This is a genomic window from Microbacterium sp. NPDC079176, assembly GCF_040686675.1.
GTDB lineage: Bacteria > Actinomycetota > Actinomycetes > Actinomycetales > Microbacteriaceae > Microbacterium.
Genome location: NZ_JBFBLM010000001.1, coordinates 1 through 16,118 on the forward strand (window position 1 = coordinate 1; position 16,118 = coordinate 16,118).

A 16,118-nucleotide genomic window follows, 5' to 3' on the forward strand; every position below is an offset into this window, starting at 1 on the left:
TCGCGGATGAGGGATGCCGCGGCATCCGTCACGTCGACCCGCTGATAGGTGCCGATGCTGACCATGGTCCGAGCCTTCCTGCAGGTGGTTCCGGGCGGGCGCGGCCGGTGCAGCGCCCGCCCGGAGGTCGAGCTCAGAAGAAGCCCATCGGGCCTTCTGCGTACGAGACCAGGAGGTTCTTGGTCTGCTGGTAGTGGTCGAGCATCATCTTGTGGTTCTCGCGACCGACGCCCGACTGCTTGTACCCGCCGAACGCCGCATGCGCCGGGTACTGGTGGTAGGTGTTCGTCCAGACACGACCGGCCTCGATCGCCCGTCCCGCGCGATAGGCCGTGTCGCCGCTGCGGCTCCACACTCCCGCACCCAGTCCGTAGAGGGTGTCGTTCGCGATCGAGATCGCATCGTCGAAGTCATCGAACGAGGTGACCGAGAGCACCGGGCCGAAGATCTCCTCCTGGAAGATGCGCATGTCGTTCGTGCCCTCGAACACGGTCGGCGCAACGTAGAAGCCTTCGCTGAGGTCGCCGCCGAGATCGACGCGGTCGCCACCCGTGAGCAGTCGCGCGCCTCCCTGCTTGCCGATGTCGATGTAGCTGAGGATCTTCTCCAGCTGATCGTTCGATGCCTGCGCGCCGATCATCGTGGCCGGATCCAGCGGGTTTCCCTGCACGACCCTGCCGACGCGTTCGAGGCCGTCGGCGAGGAAGCCGTCGTAGATCGAGCGCTGGATGAGCGCCCGCGACGGGCAGGTGCAGACCTCTCCCTGGTTGAGAGCGAACATCGTGAAGCCCTCGAGCGCCTTGTCGTAGAACGGGTCGGCGGTGTCGCGTGCGACGTCCTCGAAGAACACGTTCGGGCTCTTGCCTCCCAGCTCCAGGGTGACCGGAATGAGGTTCTGCGACGCGTACTGCATGATCAGACGCCCCGTCGTGGTCTCACCCGTGAACGCGACCTTGCGGATGCGCTTGTGCTGCGCGAGCGGTGCACCCGCCTCGATGCCGAAGCCGTTCACGATGTTCACGACGCCGGCGGGCAGCAGATCGCCGATGATGTCGAAGAGGAACAGCAGGGATGCCGGCGTCTGCTCGGCCGGCTTGATGACGACGCAGTTGCCTGCGGCGAGCGCCGGCGCGAGTTTCCACACGGCCATGAGGATCGGGAAGTTCCACGGGATGATCTGTCCGACCACGCCGAGCGGCTCGTGGAAGTGATACGCGACGGTGTTCTCGTCGAGCTGGCTGATGCCGCCCTCCTGCGCCCGGAGCACTCCGGCGAAATAACGGAAGTGATCGACAGCGAGTGGGATGTCGGCGGCGAGCGTCTCGCGCACGGGCTTCCCGTTCTCCCAGGTCTCGGCGACGGCGATCTCCTCGAGATGCTGTTCGATGCGGTCGGCGATCCTGTTGAGGATCACGGAGCGCTCCGCGGGGCTGGTCTTGCCCCAGCTGGCAAAGGCCTTCCAGGCGACGTCGACCGCGCGGTCGATGTCCTCGACGGTGCCGCGGCCCACCTCGGTGAAGGGCTTGCCGTTGACGGGGCTCACGTTGTCGAAGAACTGGCCCTTGACGGGATCCACGAACTCTCCGCCGATGTAATGGCCGTACCGCGGACGGTAGGTAGCGAGGGCGCCCGGCTGACCGGGAGCGGCGTAGGCGGTGGACACGTCTTCTTCGACGATGGTCATCGGGACTCCTTCGACGGGCCGCGGCGTCGGTGCTGCGGGCTGTGTCTCGAAGGTAGGTCGGCAGAGGTTGCGCCCCGATGCGCAACGTTGCGGATGGTTGCACGCCGTCGCGAGATGTCCGAGACAGACCGGACGGTTCAGCTCTCCTCGATGCGTTCGATGCGGGCGACGAGCCCGGCGCGCTTCGGCGAGCGCGCCGGAAGCATCTCCAGTGCGAGGCGCAGGGCCGCGGCATCGCTCTGTCCCTCCGGGATCTCGGCGTACTCCAGGAGGACGTCGAGGCTTGCCTCCGACAGCATCGTCTCGCGCAGCGCCGCTCTGACGGACTCGCGGAACTCCTCGACTCCCGGCGATGTGGATTCGGGAAGGACCGGACCTCGGTATGCGGTGAGGGCGACCCGATGGGCACCTCGGTCGAGCAGTGAGAGGACGTCGTGCGCGTCCGTCTCGAGCACCACCGGCAGCCGATACGGCCGCGACTCGGGGACGAGGCTGGGGGCGTGCTTCTCGAGCACCTTGCGCAGACGCACCATCTCCGGCCGCAGCGTGTCGGCCGACGCGTCCGGTCCGTAGACGAGTTCGCTGAGTCTCTCGGCCGACAGCCCCTGGCGATGCACGGCGAGCATCAGGAGGATCGCGGCATGACGAGCGCTGAGCTCGATCACGGATTCCTCGAGTTCTGTCTCGGTCTCGAGGCGCGCGCGATCGCGCCCCAGGACGTGCAGCGTCGCCCGGGTCGTGGGCTTGGCTCGCGAGGAGATGGTGATCGGACGCTGCGACTCGCTGCGGGCCCGCAGTCTCGACACGAGCAACTCCGACTCGACCGCGCGCGCTGTCGCATCGACCAGCAGCCTGGCCTGCATCGAGACGACCTCGTCTCCTCCGGTGATGTCGATGACCCCGAGGACACGCCGCGTCTCGGGGTCTCGCACCGGAGCCGCCGTGCACGACCACGGATGCACCAGCCTGTTGTAGTGCTCAGCACCGCGGATCTGCACCGACTGTCCGAGCGCCAGCGCTGTGCCGGGAGCTGTCGTGCCGACGGCGTCCTCGGCCCAGTTCGCGCCGGCCACGAAGCCCATGCCCTCCGTGAGCGATTGCAGCTTGCGATCGCCTTCGATCCACAGCAGCCGTCCGGCCTGATCTCCGACGGCGACGACGACACCGGAGTCCCCCTCGGTTCCCGGCAGCAGCAGGGCTCGGATCATGTCCATCGCGGACGCGAGCGGATGCGCGAGTCGATAGGCCTCGAGCTCTTCGCTCACGAGTTCGATCTGCGGGGCCCCTTCGGGGCCGACGCGCCCTCGCCAGGATCGCACCCACGATTCGCGGACGAGAGGTCGCACCTCCTGCAGGCGCTTGTCATCGAGATTGCCGGCGATGAGCTCTTCGTGTGCACGCTCGATCAGAAGACGAGAGGCCTCAGGCGGCCCTTCACGTGACACCTGCCACGACGCGACCACGGGCGTCTCCGATCGTCGATGGTGGAGCGTTACCTCAGTGTAGGAGCCGGATGCCGTCGGCGGTACCCGCGATATTCCGGTCACGCGTTCCGGGTGCAGGCGCTCGCACAGGCCGCCGAGGTCGCCGAACCGGAAGAGTGACGAGTCGTCCTGGGGGATCCCCATGGGGATGCCCGCGCCCGACCGCCGCATCGCTGTCGATGCGGCTCGATCGGCTCAGACCCGGGCTGCCCACCATTCACGGAGCCGCTGCTCGGCGGCATCCGCTCCGATGACGCCTTCGTCGAGGCGCAGCTCGAGCAGGAACTTGTAGGCCTCGCCGACCTCACGACCGGGCGAGATGCCGAGGATCTTCTGGATCTGGTTGCCGTCGAGCTCGGGCCGGATGGAGTCGAGCTCCTCCTGCTCGCGCAACGCCGCGATGCGCGATTCGATGTCGTCGTAGGCAGACGCCAGTCGTCCGGCCTTGCGCTTGTTGCGCGTCGTGACGTCGGCGCGGGTGAGGATGTGCAGCCGCTCGAGCAGGTCGCCGGCGTCGCGCACGTAGCGCCGCACCGCGGCATCCGTCCACGCGCCCTCGGCGTATCCGAAGAACCGCAGATGCAGCTCGATCAGCGTCGATACCGACTCGGTCGTGTCGGTGTCGAAGCGCAACGACTGCAGGCGCTTGCGTGCCATGCGCGCCCCGACGACGTCGTGATGGTGGAAGGTGACGACTCCGCCGTCCTCCAGCTTGCGGGTGCGGGGCTTGCCGATGTCGTGCAGCAGCGCCGCGATCCGCAGGGCCACATCGGGCTCGGCACCGGGGTGACGCGAATGCTCGAGCGAGATCGCCTGGCGGAGGACCGTGAGGGAGTGCTCGTAGACGTCCTTGTGATGATGATGCTCGTCGACCTCTAGTCGCAGCGCACTCACCTCTGGCAGGAACTCCTCCATCAGACCGGTGTCGACCAGCACGCGGATGCCGCGCACCGGGTCATCCGTCTGCATCAGCCGCACGAGCTCCGATTGGATGCGCTCGGGACTCACGATCTCGAGGGTGGCGCGCAGCTGCGTGATCGCGTCGGCGGTGTCATCGTCGATCCGGAAGCCGAGCTGGGCGCTGAAGCGCGCGGCGCGGAGCATGCGCAGCGGGTCATCGCCGAACGAGACCTGAGGGTCGGCCGGGGTGCGCAGTACCCCGGCGACGAGGTCTTCGACTCCCCCGGTGGGGTCGACGAGCGTGATGGCCGGCACCAGCAGAGCCATGGCGTTGACGGTGAAGTCGCGTCGGTGCAGATCCGCGTCGATCGTGTCGCCGAACTCGACGGTGGGCTTGCGGGTCACACCGTCGTAGCTGTCTGCGCGATAGGTCGTGACCTCGACCTGCTCACCCTGCACACGCGCGCCGATCGTGCCGAACGCCCGTCCGATGTCCCACTGGGCCGTCGAGATCGGCTTCACGATGCGCAGGATGTCGTCCGGCATCGCATTCGTCGTGAAGTCGAGGTCGTGGGTCGGCCTGCCGAGCAGCGCATCGCGCACGGGCCCCCCGACGACGGCGAGGTCGAAGCCCGCCTTCTCGAAAGCCTCCGCGAGGGTGCGGACGACCGGATTCTCGGCGAGCGCGCCGAGACGGGCGAGGCCGTCAGCCATGTTGAGCATGGGTTCCAGCGTACCGGGGTACGGGTGTCACCCGCGGGTCGCAGTCCCCGTCGAGCGGACGTCAGAACAGCGGGTTCTCACCCTTGGCCTGCGCGACCGCGCGAACTCGCGCCTGGACGAGCCGCACGAGGAGCGTGCTCAACAGGAACCCGCCGACGACGGCGACAGCGACGATGAACCAGATCCCGATCTCGGGATCGATCAGCTCGAAGCCGTAGATCGCGACAACGAGCAGAAGCAGCACCGGCCCCTCGATCAGCGCGAATGTCACGAACAGCCGCGTCTGACGACGGCCGAAATCGGCGTTCACGGCACGGACGCGCGACTCGATCGACGACTCACCTGCGTAGCTCATGCCCCCACGCTACCGGCGTCGCATTTCGCCTCACAGTCCCGCTCTCGTGCTCGGCATCGCCCGAGTCCTAGGATCGGCACGTGGCCGCAGAAGCGAACGAGTCCCCCTCAGCGCCTGACACGTCCCGGCGCGGGTTCCTCAAGATGGGCGGCGCCGCACTGGCCGGCGTCGTGGTCGGCGGCGCGGCTGGCGCTGCGATCGGCGCGAACGTCGCGAACCAGCGCAAGGGTTTCGCCACTGAACCTGATCCGTTCGCCGCACTGACTCCCCGCAGCGAACCCGGATTCGATCATCTGGTCGTGGTGATGGGTGAGAACCGCTCGTTCGACAACCTGCTCGGGTACCTCTACTCGAAGGAGTCGCTTCCGACGGGCGAGAAGTTCGAGGGTCTCGCGTTCGGGACGCACAGCAACACGGCATCCGACGGCACGGTCGTCGACGCGCACATCTACACCGGCGACACCGACCGGATCATGAGCCTGCCCGATCCCGATCCGGGCGAGGAATACCCCCACGTCAACACGCAGATCTTCGGCACCGTCGACCCGAAGGACAACGCCGACCTGTTCGTCGACCAGATGACGACCCCCTTCAACGCACCCACCCACGGCGAGAAGGCGACGATGTCGGGGTTCCTCGAGGACTACATCATCAACTTCCGCCGTCTGCGCAAGGGCGTCGAGCCGGCCCCCGACGAGGCCGCGCACATCATGGGCTCCTTCTCGCCCGAGATGCTCCCCGTGCTCTCGACCCTCGCAGCGGAGTTCGCGGTGTTCGACCACTGGTACGCCGGGGTGCCGTCGCAGACGTTCTGCAACCGGTCGTTCTTCCACGCGTCGACGTCGCACGGCTTCGTCACGAACCAGGCCGGCGGCGGGTACCGCAAGTGGCTCGATGCGCCCGCGGCCCCGACGGTGTTCAACCGTCTGGAAGACGAGAAGGTCAGCTGGAAGATCTACATCGACAAGCTCCAGCTGGTGTCGTTCACCGGGATGCTGCACGCTGCCGTGCTGGAGAAGTACTGGCGCACCGAGCACTTCGGCACGATGGAGGACTTCTACGCCGACGCGAAGAACGGCACCCTTCCGGCGTATGCGTTCATCGAGCCGCGAATGGTCTACGACCACAACGACTTCCACCCGCCGTTCGGGTCGCCCCGTGAGAGCGAGGTCGACGGCGAAGCGGTCTACGACAGCGCCATCTCGGACGTCCGGGCCGGCGATCGGCTGATCCACGACATCTACGAGGCGGTGCGCACGAGTGCGTCGCCGCAGGGGTCGAACGCCGTCAACACCCTGCTGCTCATCACGTTCGACGAGCACGGCGGATGCTACGACCACGTGCCTCCGCCCGCGGCGACGAAGCCCACGAAAGACACCGGGGCGGGTGAGATGGGCTTCACGTTCGATCGACTCGGATGCCGAGTGCCCGCGATCGCCGTGTCGGCCTATACGAAGCGCGGCACGATCGTCCACGACGAGATGCACCACGGATCCGTCACGGCCACCCTCTCGCGGCTGCACGGATTGAAGCCGCTCAACGACCGCGACCAATCGGCGAACACACTGTTCACCGCTGTGAACCTCGACGCACCCCGGCATCCGGCCGACTGGCCCGTGACCACGCCCGCCTACACGCCGCCGAATCCCGAGCAGCGCGAGCCGAAGCCCGGTGAGGCCGACCAGATGAAGCCGCTCACCCCACCCGCCCGCGGGCTGCTCGGGCTGCTCCTCGCCAAGTACGGCAAGCCGGGTGAGCCGGAGCCCGAGACGTTCGCCGACGCCTATCGCCTGCTGCACGAGCACGGCGACGAGCTGTTCGGGCCCGCGAAGGGTTCCTGATCTCGGGGGGTGGCTGCGGCCGTCGGCATCGCGCCGACAAGCACTGCGACGAGGACGATGGCTCCGGCCAGGAATCCGCTCTTGGGCGCTCGCATGCGGCCAGGCTATCGATATATCGGCTCGCCGGTCGAGGAAAAAGAAGGGCGGATGCAGTTCGCATCCGCCCCTTCATCCGCCGTTGCGGTCGATCGTCAGACCGGATCTCCCTGCACGGGACCCTCGGTGTTCGGCTTCCAGCCGAGCGCCGGGGCGACATGGGTCGCGAACGCCTCGAGCACGTGGAGGTTGTATGCCGGGCCCAGCTGGTTAGGGATCGTCAGCAACAGAGTGTCTGCCGACATGACGGCCTCGTCAGCCAAGAGCTGCTGGATCAGCACGTCGGGCTCGGCCGCATACGTCTTGCCGAACGTCGAGCGGAAGCCGTCGATGATGCCGATCTGGTCGGCGTTCTCCTCGCTGCGCAGACCGAAGTACGCCCTGTCCATGTCCGAGACGAGCGGGAACACGCTGCGGCTCACCGAGACGCGAGGTGCTCCGGTGTGTCCTGCCTCCTTGTAGGCGGAACGGAACAGGTCGATCTGCTCGCGCTGCAGCTGATGGAACGGCACACCGGTCGCCTCGGTGAGCAGGGTCGAACTCATCATGTTGAGACCCTTGCGGCCGGTCTCCTCCGCGGTGGCGCGGGAACCCGAGCCCCACCAGATGTGGTCGCGCAGGGTGGGCGACTGGGGCTCGATCGCGAGGTATCGGCCGGCTCCCACCATGCGGGGGTCGCCGGGGGCGAGACCCTCGCCGTCGATCGCACGGAGGAAGAGGTCGAACTTCTCGCGAGCGATGACACTGCCGCGCTCGGGGTCCTCCTCGTCGTGGAAGCCGAAGGTCTCGTATCCGCGCAGAGCCGTCTCGGGTGACCCGCGGCTCACGCCGAGCGCGATGCGACCGTCGGCGATCAGGTCGAGTGCCGCCGCCTCCTCAGCGAACTGGAACGGGTTCTCGTACCTCATGTCGATCACGCCGGTGCCGACCTCGATGCGCTTCGTACGCGCAGCCATGGCTGACAGCAGCGGCATGGGCGACGCGGCCTGGCGCGCCCAGTGATGCACGCGCACAGAGGCGCCGTTCACGCCGATCTCGTCGGCACCCTCCGCGATCTCGATGGTCTGCTTCAGCATGTCCCCCGCGGTGCGGGTCGCCGAACCGGGCACGTCTGCATAGTGCCCGAAGGAGAGGAATCCGAAAGCCTTCATGGTGTATTCGAACGCATATATGCGAGCGGGTATTCCTGCATCACTCCCCCGGGATCAGCAGACCGTCGAGCACGAGCTGGCGGATGCGGGGCTCGAGGTCGGCCCACAGGTCGACGAGCGGCACCTCGAACAGGTCGGCCAGAGCTGCGACGATCTGCATCACCGTGAGCTCGCCGTCGCAGGCCCCGACGAGAGCGGCGAGCGCCGGGTCGACCGCGATGGTCCGTGCGAAGCCACCGCCCTGACGCAGTTCGATGATGCTCGGATCGTCGTTGCCCGGAAGCAGATGTCGTGCCTCGGTGACATCCGGAGCGACGATCAGCGTCGTAGGCAGTCCTTCTGCGAGCACGTCGTGCGCCGCGAGACCCGAACGCAGCGCCCCGCCCACGTTCGAGACGGGCTGGGCGACGCGCTCGAGACGACGCAGGGGCGCTCCGCCGCCTGCCGGCCGCCGCACCAGGATGTAGCCGAATCCGACGGCGGTGACGCCACGCGCGGCGAAGTCATCGAGCCATGCGGTGAGCAGCGGGGTGAACGCGGCATCGCGGGGCGTCGTGCCTCCGTCGCGGATCCACAGCTCTGCGTAGCCCAGCGGCGACAGCTCTTCGCGCTGGATGACCCACAGATCGAGGTCGCCAGGAACCCACGACGAGAGGCGATCGAGACCCGCGCGTCCACTCAGCGATGCCTGGCCACCGCGCGACTCCCAGTTGCCGAGCAGCTGTGCCACGCCTCCCGGGGTCAGGAAAGACGGAACCGCACGGAGGAACTGCTCGACGAGCGCGTCACCGACGAGTCCCCCGTCGCGATACTCGTACTCGGGGACCCCTTCCGCGCGCGGGGTGATCACGAAAGGCGGGTTCGACACGATCAGGTCGAACGCCTCTCCCCCGACCGGCTCGAACATGCTGCCCAATCGGAACTCGATGTTCGAGACGCCGTTCAGCTGGGCGTTCAACTCGGCATAGGCGAGCGCTCGCGCCGAGATGTCGGTGGCGACGACGGATCCTGCGTGACGAGCGACGAGCAGTGCCTGGATGCCGCATCCGGTGCCGAGATCGAGGGCACGGTCGACCTCGATCGGCATGATGACCTCGGCGAGCGTGCGGGAGGCGCCGCCGACTCCGAGCACGTGATCCGCGGGCAGCGCGCCGTCGAGCGCCACCTCGTCGAGATCGCTGGCGATCCACCATTCGCCGATCCCGTCGGCGTCGACGAACGACTGGGGACGCAGCAGCGCAGTGGGGATCACCTCGTCGCCCTCGATCCTCGCGAGGCCGAGGGCCACGAGGCCGTCCGCTCCGAGTCTCGGGAGAGCCGTCGTCACCGCGGCGATCGGCTGCGGCATCCCGAGCACCAGCAGCCTGCCGAGAGTCGCGAGCACACCGTCGTCACCGGCGATCGCGCGCAGGATCGGCTCGCGCATGCCTCTGGCCAGCGCGTCGTCCTCCTCCTCGCCCCACAGGCGACGCAGCGGCTCCGAGCGGAGATCCGCGGCGTCGAGATCTGCGGCGAGCGCGGTGCTGCGGAGCGGATCGGGCGTGGGGGCGAGGGTGTCGGACACGGCCGTCACTCTACGCGTCTTCAGGGTTCTCATTCAGCCAGCGGCCTAGAATCACAAGGTCACCACTCACGAGCAGCCTGGGATCCCGGCGTTCGAGGAAGACCTTCATGACCGCGACCATCTTCGAGAACGGCCTCCGCACGCGCCTGCAGCGCCTGGCACGCGGGTCCGTCATCTCGGCGATCGTACTCGGCCTGCTCAGCACGGGCGCAGGCAGCGCGGTCGCAGCCGCCGACGACGAGTCAGAGGCGTCCTCCGTCGAGCTCCTGTTGTCGGCGGGGGTGCGCGGAACGGTCGCCCCTGGCACAGCGACGACGGCCTCGATCACCGTGCAGAACGACGCGAAGTCCGAACTCTCCGCCGGACGAGTCACTCTGGAGATCAACCGCACTCCGCTCGCGGACGAAGCCTCGGTCACGACGTGGCTGAATGACTCCGACGCCACAGGGGGTTTCGACCAGCTCGGAACCGACACCGTCGCACCGGTCGACGCCGAGACCTCCGCGACCACGAGCCTCTTCCTGCCTCCCGAAGTTCTCGGCGACCTCGCACCGGGTGTGTACCCGCTGCGCGCGACGCTCAGCGGGGCGCAGAACGAGGGTCAGGATGCCGCGCGAACGGTGACGTCGACATCCGTGCTCGTGGTGACCGCTGCTGCGAATCCGCCCGTCGCCGTGATGGTGCCGATCACGGCGACGCCCTCCGACGGCGCCCTTCTCACCGCGGACGAGCTCAGCGCTCTCACCGCGCCCGACGGCGCACTCACCGCGACGATCGAGGGTGTCCGAGGGACGTCCGCGACCCTGGCGATCGACCCGGCGATCCCCGCCGCCATCCGCGTGCTCGGCTCTTCGGCGCCGCAGAGCGCGCGCGAGTGGCTGCGACTTCTCGACGCTCTGCCCAACGAGCGGTTCTCTCTGCAGTTCGGCGATGCCGACGCCACCACACAGGCACAGGCGGGTCTTCCGGGACTGCTGCAGCCCACGACGCTCGCGCCGTTCCTCACCCTCAGCAGCTTCACCGAGCCTCCGGACGAGACCCCCACCGCGACTCCCGCGCCGACTCCCGCCTCGCTGCCGACGGATGGCAGCGCACCGACTCCCGTGCCGACACCGAGTGATGAGCCGAGCCCTCAGCCCACCGACGGTCCGGTGCTGCCCGACGACGCACAGCTCATGGCCGTCGAGGGGTCGACCCCCGGCATTCTGTGGCCCCGCAGCGATGTCTCCGCCGCCGATCTCGACACGTTCTCGACGTACCTGAGCGGCGGCGCGGTCACTGTCCTCTCCTCTGCAGCGGTCGGCGGTGCGGTCGGCGCGCACGCCGCGATCGATTCGCACAGCGTGCTGGTCGCCGTGGATGCCGCATCGGATGCTCTGTCGCAGGCGGCGAGCGAAGACGACGACGCCGCCCGTCAGCAGTCGCTGGCCGAGGCGAGCGCTTATCTCGCCCTGTCAGCTCAGGCGAGTCCGACGACGCCGCTTCTGATCGGACTCGACCGCGACGAGACCCGCACCGCTGATGCGCTCAGAGAGGCCGTCTCATCGGTCGACTCCCTCGCGTTCGGTCTCTCCGAGGTCCTCGCGATCCCGGCGACACCCTCGACCCTTTCGACCGAGCCCGACCCGGCACGAGCCACGGCCCTGCAGGGGATGCTCGACAGCGAGGTCGTGCTCGGCGAGTTCTCCACGATCCTCGACGACAGCCAGCTTCTGCTGAGCCCCAAGCGCATCCAGATCATGCGGGCGACCGCGGTCGGCCTGACGGAAAAGGGCTTCTCAGAGGCCGTCGCCGACGTGAACGAGCAGACGACCGAGACGCTGAACGCGGTCGACATCCCTCCGGCGAGCACCATCCAGCTGCTCTCCGCCAACGCCGACCTCCCGTTCTCGGTGCGCAACGACCTGCCATGGCCGGTGAACATCGAGCTCACGGTGAAGCCGAGCGACCCGCGCCTCGAGGTGCAGTCCGTCACGCCGTGGACGATCCAGCCCGGCACGACGACGAGGGTGAAGGTCCCCGTGTCGGCCCGAGTGGGCAGTGGCGAGGTCACCCTGACGCTGTCGCTCTCGAGCCCCACCGGTGTGCCGATCAGTCAGCCCGAGCGCGTGCGCGTCTCGGTGCGGGCCGAATGGGAGACCATCGGGCTCGCCGCATTCGGCGGTCTGATCGTGCTGCTGCTCGGTCTCGGCATCATCCGCACCGTCCGACGCCGGCGGCGTGAAGCCCTCGCCGGCGACGAAGAACAGGCGACCTCCTCACCGGATGCCGTCGAGGAGCTGAATGAGTAGTCTCGGCCGCGCCAGCGCACTGATCGGGGCCGGAACGCTCATCTCGCGCGTCACCGGGCTCCTGCGAACCATCGTCCTCGTCGGCGTGATCGGCTCGGTCGGTGCGGGCGCCGCAGACGCCTTCGCGATCGCGAATCAGCTGCCGAACAACGTCTTCTCTCTCATCTCGGTGGGCGTGCTGACCGCGGTGATCATCCCGCAGATCGTCAAGGCGACAGCGGACGCCGACGGTGGCAACGCCTTCATCTCGAAGCTCTTCACGCTCGGCACCGTCGTGCTGGTCGTCATCACGGGTATCGCCACGATCGCCGCGCCCTGGCTCGTGTGGCTCTACGCCGGCAAGGAGGGTTCCGCGGAGTTCCTCGCGCTCGCGACGGCGTTCGCGTACTGGTGCATGCCGCAGATCCTCTTCTACGGGCTCTACGCGCTGCTGGGCGAGGCGCTCAACGCACGGCGGATCTTCGGGCCCTTCACCTGGGCGCCGGTCGTCAACAACATCGTGTCGATCGCAGGCTTCCTCGTCGTGGGCGCGCTGTTCGGCGGCCCGCTCACCCGCGTCTCCGACTGGACTCCCGAGATGATCGCCGCCCTCGGTGGAACGGCCACGCTCGGCATCGTGATCCAGGCCGCGATCCTGCTGATCTTCTGGCGCCGCACGGGTCTCGCGCTCCGCCCCGACTTCCGTTGGCGCGGCGTCGGACTCGGCAACGTCGGACGGCTCGCCGGATGGACGTTCCTCATGGCGCTGACGAGCCTCGGCGCCGGACTCGTGCAGACCCAGATCCTCACCGAAGCCTCCGGACGAGGCGCGTCCGTCGCCACCTTCCAGTACGCCTGGCTGATCTTCATGCTCCCGTACTCGATCATCGTGCTGTCGATCGGCACGCCCTACTTCACGCAGATCAGCGAGCACGCGGCGGCCGGCAGACATGCCGAGGTCCGCGCAGACATCGCCCAGAGCATCCGCACCCTGCTCTTCTTCATCGCCGTCGCCGTCGCCGCGGTCGCCGCGGCAGCGATTCCGGCGTCGCGAGTCTTCACCAATCAGGCGTCGCACGCCGAAGAAGCGGCGCTGGTGCTGCTCGCCTTCCTCGTATGCCTGGTTCCGCTGACGATCCTCTTCATCGTGCAACGCACCTTCTACGCCTACGGCGACACCCGCACGCCCTTCTGGTTCACGCTGTTCCAGTGCGGTCTCGTGGTCGTCACCGCTCTGGTCGCGCAGTGGCTGCTCACCGCCGAGATCATCGAGGTGACCATGCTGGCCGCAGCCATCGCGCTGGGCCAGTCGATCGCGAGCACCCTGCAGATGATCGTGGCCAGCTGGCTGCTGCACCGCAAGATCGGCGGACTCCAGATCCGCACCTGGATGACCGCTGTCGTCCGCTACGCCGTCGCTGCCGTTCCTGCCGGGTTCGCCGGGTGGGGCGTCTTCCTCCTGCTCGGCGGTCCGACCGGGTGGACCACGTCCGACAAGATCCAGGGAGCCATCGGCACCTGCATCATCGGCCTCGCCGTCGTGGTCGTCTACATCGGCATCCTGGCTGTCCTGCGCGCTCCGGAGCTCAAGGTCGCGAGCGGCATGCTGCGGCGTTTCCTGCCGGGCCGCTGAGCCCCCTCGCGCGGGAATGTCGCGCGGTTACCATTGGTTGAAGCAGTCGAACGTCTTTCGGCGTCTCAGCATCTACGACGGAGAGCACATGCGTCAGGTCATCATCATCGGTTCCGGTCCCGCCGGATTCACCGCCGCCATCTACGCGGCGCGCGCGAACCTCAAGCCGCTGCTCATCGCGAGCACGGTCGAGGTCGGCGGAGAGCTGATGAACACCACCGAGGTCGAGAACTACCCCGGCTTCCCCGAGGGGATCCAGGGCCCCGAGCTCATGGCGAAGTTCCAGGAGCAGGCTGAGAAGTTCGGCACCGAGGTCGTCTACGACGACGTCACCGAGCTCGACCTCGCCGGCCCCGTCAAGAAGGTCACCCTCGGCAGCGGGACGGTGCACGAGGCCCAGTCGCTGATCTACGCGACCGGCTCCGCCTATCGCAAGCTCGGCATCGAGGGCGAAGAGCGCCTGTCGGGCTACGGCGTCTCGTGGTGCGCCACCTGCGACGGCTTCTTCTTCCGCGAGAAGACGATCGCCGTCGTCGGCGGCGGCGACTCGGCGATGGAAGAGGCCACGTTCCTCACCCGCTTCGCCGAGAAGGTCTACGTCATCCACCGCAAGGACACCCTGCGCGCCTCGAAGATCATGCAGGAGCGGGCCTTCGCGAACGAGAAGATCGAGTTCGTGTGGAACAGCGAGGTCGCCGAGATCCTCGGTGGCGACTCCGTCACGGGCGTGCAGCTGCGCAACACGGTCGACGGCACGCTGAGCGACCTCGCGCTCGACGGCCTGTTCATCGCGATCGGCAACGACCCGCGCACGCACCTCGTGCACGACAAGCTCGAGCTGACCGCCGAGGGCACCATCTGGGTCGACGGCCGTTCGTCCGTCACCTCGGTCCCCGGTGTGTTCGCCGCCGGCGACGTGATCGACCCCACCTACCGTCAGGCCATCACGGCCGCTGGCTCGGGCACGGTCGCCGCTCTCGACGCCGAGCACTTCCTGGCGGACCTCGAAGACGCATCGGTCGAGTTCCCGGCCGCCGAAGCCGCTGAAATCATCACCGCCTGAGCGGACGGGAACACTTTCACCTCGCCCGCTGTTGTAGCAGGCGAACCTCGAATCAAGGAGAACTCTGATGAGTGCAAAGGCTACGAGCCAGGCGACCTGGGAGCAGGACGTTCTGCAGGCCGAAGGTCCCGTCCTCGTGGACTTCTGGGCCGAGTGGTGCGGACCGTGTCGTATGGTCGCCCCCGTTCTGGACCAGATCCAGGCGGACAACCCCGACAAGATCACCATCCTCAAGCTGAACGTGGACGAGAACCCGCAGCTGGCGATGAAGTACCAGATCACCTCGATCCCCGCGATGAAGGTGTTCCAGGGCGGTGAGGTCAAGACGACCATCATCGGCGCCAAGCCGAAGCCGGCCCTCGAGCAGGACCTCGCGGCTTTCATCGGCTGATCCTGCAGTCTTCAGGGCCGTCACCCCTCCGGGTGGCGGCCCTTTCTCGTACCCGGCCGCTTCCGTCCCCATTCCTGAGACGAGAGCCGACTACTTGTCGGAGATCCGCACCGGAGGAAGTCCTCGAGACGCTCGAGCGCGGTCGACGAGCTCCTGGATGATGGGGGACTTCGCGGCGTTGTAGGTCGTCCTCCCCCTCGCCTGGGCGGCGACGGCGTCGCACTTCGCATGCGAGTAGCGATCGGCATCCTCCGGATGCTCCAGAAGCCAGTCCCGCAGGATGCGCTGGTGCACCGCATCCCACTCCTCCTCGACGAAGAAGTGCGCGATCGCGATCCGCACGCCGTCAGATTCACGGATCATGACCGGGTGCGTGCGCACAGCGCTGCCCAGGCGCCAGCCTGCGGCTTCCAGAGCGGCCCTGCGCGCGTCGAAGTCGCTGCGATCGACGATGCGGATGGCCAGGTCGATGATCGGCTTCGCGCGCATGCCGGGGATCGCCGTCGATCCGATGTGTTCGATCAGCCAATCCGCGTCCGCGACCGCGTGAATCTCAGCGGCGAACGCCTCGAACTGGTTCGGCCACTCCGGGTCGTAGGAGACGAGCATTCGCGGCACGATAGGTGCCTAGGAGGCGTCGGCGACGGACGGGTCCCAGCGTCGGTGCCGCTGCTTCTCGTCGAGAAGGCCCCAGACCGCCGGCGTGAGCTCGGGGTACTCCAGCGCGATCTGACGCAGCACCCGGTAGTGCCGAGCCGCGTTCGGTCGCACACCGTCGTTCGCGGTGATGTTGTCGGCTCGCAGCAGGTAGACGACGAGCTCATCGACGCTCGGCAGCTCCTCCATGAACTCCCACGGATCTTCCCCGCCGAGGAGCCTCTCCTGGATCAGCACGGCGAGTTCGTCCGACGCTTCTGCTCTCAGCACTTCGAGGCTGGCGCGGCGCGGAACTGACTCGGTCAT

Annotated in this window: 13 protein-coding genes; 5 read left to right on the top strand and 8 right to left on the bottom strand. The window is 67.7% G+C overall.

Annotated elements, in window-relative coordinates; translation table 11 throughout:
* Nucleotides 1–133: 133 nt before the first annotated feature.
* The 4 genes from AB0P11_RS00005 to AB0P11_RS00020 form a co-directional block, all read right to left on the bottom strand.
* A complete protein-coding gene (locus AB0P11_RS00005; protein WP_053098219.1) occupies nt 134–1,684 on the bottom strand; it encodes an aldehyde dehydrogenase family protein in 1,551 nt (516 codons plus the stop codon).
* Between the two features lie 137 nt (nt 1,685–1,821).
* Nucleotides 1,822–3,312, bottom strand: coding sequence for a transcriptional regulator (locus AB0P11_RS00010; RefSeq protein WP_363518611.1), 1,491 nt, complete (start codon nt 3,310–3,312; stop codon nt 1,822–1,824).
* A 51-nt stretch (nt 3,313–3,363) separates the two neighbouring features.
* Complete coding sequence (locus tag AB0P11_RS00015) at nt 3,364–4,791, bottom strand: CCA tRNA nucleotidyltransferase (RefSeq protein ID WP_056275640.1); 1,428 nt, start codon at nt 4,789–4,791, stop codon at nt 3,364–3,366.
* A gap of 61 nt (nt 4,792–4,852) precedes the next feature.
* Nucleotides 4,853–5,146: a hypothetical protein gene (locus AB0P11_RS00020; RefSeq protein WP_056275643.1), complete on the bottom strand. Its 294-nt coding sequence runs from the start codon at nt 5,144–5,146 to the stop codon at nt 4,853–4,855.
* Nucleotides 5,147–5,226: 80 nt separating this feature from the next.
* Here AB0P11_RS00020 and AB0P11_RS00025 point away from each other — a divergent pair, with 80 nt between their 5' ends.
* Nucleotides 5,227–6,987 (top strand): alkaline phosphatase family protein, encoded by a 1,761-nt coding sequence (locus tag AB0P11_RS00025; protein WP_363518615.1) that lies wholly within the window; start codon nt 5,227–5,229, stop codon nt 6,985–6,987.
* Between the two features lie 191 nt (nt 6,988–7,178).
* Here the strand turns inward: AB0P11_RS00025 and AB0P11_RS00030 are convergent, their stop codons facing one another.
* Nucleotides 7,179–8,234 (bottom strand): LLM class flavin-dependent oxidoreductase, encoded by a 1,056-nt coding sequence (locus AB0P11_RS00030; protein WP_053098225.1) that lies wholly within the window; start codon nt 8,232–8,234, stop codon nt 7,179–7,181.
* A gap of 40 nt (nt 8,235–8,274) precedes the next feature.
* The gene (locus tag AB0P11_RS00035) at nt 8,275–9,807 is read right to left on the bottom strand and encodes a methyltransferase (RefSeq protein WP_285363554.1); all 1,533 of its coding nucleotides are present in this window, start codon (nt 9,805–9,807) and stop codon (nt 8,275–8,277) included.
* 98 nt (nt 9,808–9,905) lie between these two features.
* On the opposite strand from AB0P11_RS00035, the gene AB0P11_RS00040 reads away from it, so the two are divergent.
* From AB0P11_RS00040 to trxA, 4 genes are all read left to right on the top strand, one after another.
* Entirely contained in the window at nt 9,906–12,089 is a 2,184-nt protein-coding gene (locus AB0P11_RS00040; RefSeq protein ID WP_363518618.1) for a DUF6049 family protein, read from the top strand.
* Complete coding sequence (gene murJ / locus AB0P11_RS00045) at nt 12,082–13,701, top strand: murein biosynthesis integral membrane protein MurJ (protein ID WP_230101145.1); 1,620 nt, start codon at nt 12,082–12,084, stop codon at nt 13,699–13,701. The genes AB0P11_RS00040 and murJ overlap by 8 nt, the downstream gene beginning before the upstream one ends.
* Nucleotides 13,702–13,789: 88 nt before the next feature.
* The gene (gene trxB / locus AB0P11_RS00050; protein WP_056277582.1) at nt 13,790–14,764 is read left to right on the top strand and encodes a thioredoxin-disulfide reductase; all 975 of its coding nucleotides are present in this window, start codon (nt 13,790–13,792) and stop codon (nt 14,762–14,764) included.
* Between the two features lie 67 nt (nt 14,765–14,831).
* Nucleotides 14,832–15,155: a thioredoxin gene (trxA, locus tag AB0P11_RS00055; protein ID WP_042541543.1), complete on the top strand. Its 324-nt coding sequence runs from the start codon at nt 14,832–14,834 to the stop codon at nt 15,153–15,155.
* Nucleotides 15,156–15,245: 90 nt separating this feature from the next.
* Here trxA and AB0P11_RS00060 read toward each other — a convergent pair whose 3' ends face one another.
* Both AB0P11_RS00060 and AB0P11_RS00065 read right to left on the bottom strand, forming a co-directional pair.
* A complete protein-coding gene (locus tag AB0P11_RS00060) occupies nt 15,246–15,764 on the bottom strand; it encodes a GrpB family protein (protein ID WP_230101144.1) in 519 nt (172 codons plus the stop codon).
* 18 nt (nt 15,765–15,782) lie between these two features.
* Nucleotides 15,783–16,118, bottom strand: coding sequence for a hypothetical protein (locus AB0P11_RS00065; protein ID WP_053098229.1), 336 nt, complete (start codon nt 16,116–16,118; stop codon nt 15,783–15,785).